This is a genomic window from Ruegeria sp. AL2 (assembly GCF_056540845.1).
Genome location: NZ_JBQFXM010000063.1, coordinates 1 through 1,483, shown reverse-complemented (window position 1 = coordinate 1,483; position 1,483 = coordinate 1). Strand labels below are relative to the sequence as shown.

General features: G+C 57.6%; 2 protein-coding genes and 1 tRNA gene. 2 read left to right on the top strand and 1 reads right to left on the bottom strand.

The features are described from left to right. Positions 1–14: 14 nt before the first annotated feature. Positions 15–91 (top strand) — tRNA-Met (locus ACR0ID_RS20365). Here the strand turns inward: ACR0ID_RS20365 and ACR0ID_RS20360 are convergent. Next, positions 48–1,190: a recombinase family protein gene (locus ACR0ID_RS20360; RefSeq protein WP_480608404.1), complete on the bottom strand. Its 1,143-nt coding sequence runs from the start codon at positions 1,188–1,190 to the stop codon at positions 48–50. The genes ACR0ID_RS20365 and ACR0ID_RS20360 overlap by 44 nt on opposite strands. Here ACR0ID_RS20360 and ACR0ID_RS20355 point away from each other — a divergent pair. After that, the gene (locus ACR0ID_RS20355; RefSeq protein WP_480608401.1) at positions 1,146–1,409 is read left to right on the top strand and encodes a hypothetical protein; all 264 of its coding nucleotides are present in this window, start codon (positions 1,146–1,148) and stop codon (positions 1,407–1,409) included. The two genes, ACR0ID_RS20360 and ACR0ID_RS20355, sit on opposite strands and share 45 nt — an antisense overlap. Positions 1,410–1,483: the final 74 nt, after the last annotated feature.

The following is a 1,483-nucleotide window of genomic DNA, read 5'->3' as shown; positions in this document are numbered from 1 at the left end:
GACCACTAAAGTGTCGCGGGATGGAGCAGCCCGGTAGCTCGTCAGGCTCATAACCTGAAGGTCGTAGGTTCAAATCCTACTCCCGCAACCACTTGGGTCGAACAGAGTCTCGAACAAGCCGCCCCTGGGCGGCTTTGTTCATTCTGGGCCAACCCAATCATCGCTGCCAGGGCACCCTCCAGTTCGATCTGCACGCCATCCCGTTCATGTTTGATCGTAACACGTTCAATCAGGCCCCGGATAATCTCCAAGGCCCCGGTGCGGATCGACGGATCCGATAGCGCCTGTGCCAGATCTGCGACCTTGGAGCGATAAAGTTCCGACAGATTTGGGTGCAGTCGCACCGGTGAAGGCTTAGGTCCGGAGAGCTTGGCATCCAGATCGGCGATCTGCGCTTCGAGTTCTTCGAGCCGCGTTTGAAGGCCGGGGGTACGAATGCCCTCCGCGATTGCATCATAGAACCCATTCAATTTGCGTACGGCTTTGTCCCGCTCGGATTGTAGACGGGTCCGGACTGCCTCTACTGTACCTGCTTCTGCGTTGGCGGCTTCGCTGAAGGATTTGATAAAAGCGGCCACTGCGTCGGGCTGCATCAGGCGACGACGAAGCAAATCCAAAACGGCGTCTTCCAGGACATTGCGGCGAATGGATTGCTTATGGGAACAAGTACCGAGTTTGCGAGCGGCAGAGCAGGCAAGGTAGTCGCGTCCGACTGTGGCGAGTGTCCCTCCGCAGGTGCCGCAGAATACAAGACCTGTCAGGAGGTGCTTCTTGCGACGCTTCTCCCAAAACCGGGTTTGCTTAATGGCTTTGACGCGGGGGTCGGATTCGATCTCGCCTTGCCGCTGCTTGACCGCCTCCCAAAGTTCAACCCCGACAATCCGCAACTCAGGGACTTCCCTGATGATACATTTGGAGGGATCGTTGAGACGGGACACACGTCTGCCGGTCTCCGGATCCTTGATGTAGCGCAGCCGGTTCCAAACAAGGCGGCCGATGTAGAGCTCATTGTTGAGAAGGCCCGTCCCACGCACTCGGTGCCCTCGAATGGCCGTGTCACGCCATAACTTGCCACGGGGACCGGGAATACCTTCGGCGTTCAGGCGGCGCGCGATGGCTTTGGGAGAATGCCCATCGGAGAACTCTTGAAACACCCGCCGGACAATCTCAGCTTCTGCTGCATTGATCATTCGTTCTCCCGTGACGGGTTGGCCGTCGGCCCCAAGACGCCGGACGACGTCGTAACCGTAGCTGTTGCCGCCGCCGGAACGGCCAAGCTCGACCCGTCCGCGCAGACCACGTCGAGTTTTGTCGGCCAGATCTTTGAGGAACAGTTGGTTCATGGTCCCCTTGAGACCCACATGCAACTCACTGATCTCGCCTTCGGTCAGAGTGTTGATTTCCGCTGAGAAGTGACCCGGTATTTTCACCGAGATTTGACCCACCTTTGTTTATGTCTCAGCGTTTATGTTGTGGTCAATGT

Excerpts from the sequence above, each read along its gene's own strand:
- ACR0ID_RS20360 (WP_480608404.1), bottom strand. The coding sequence starts at position 1,190 with ATGATCAATGCAGCAGAAGCTGAGATTGTCCGGCGGGTGTTTCAAGAG.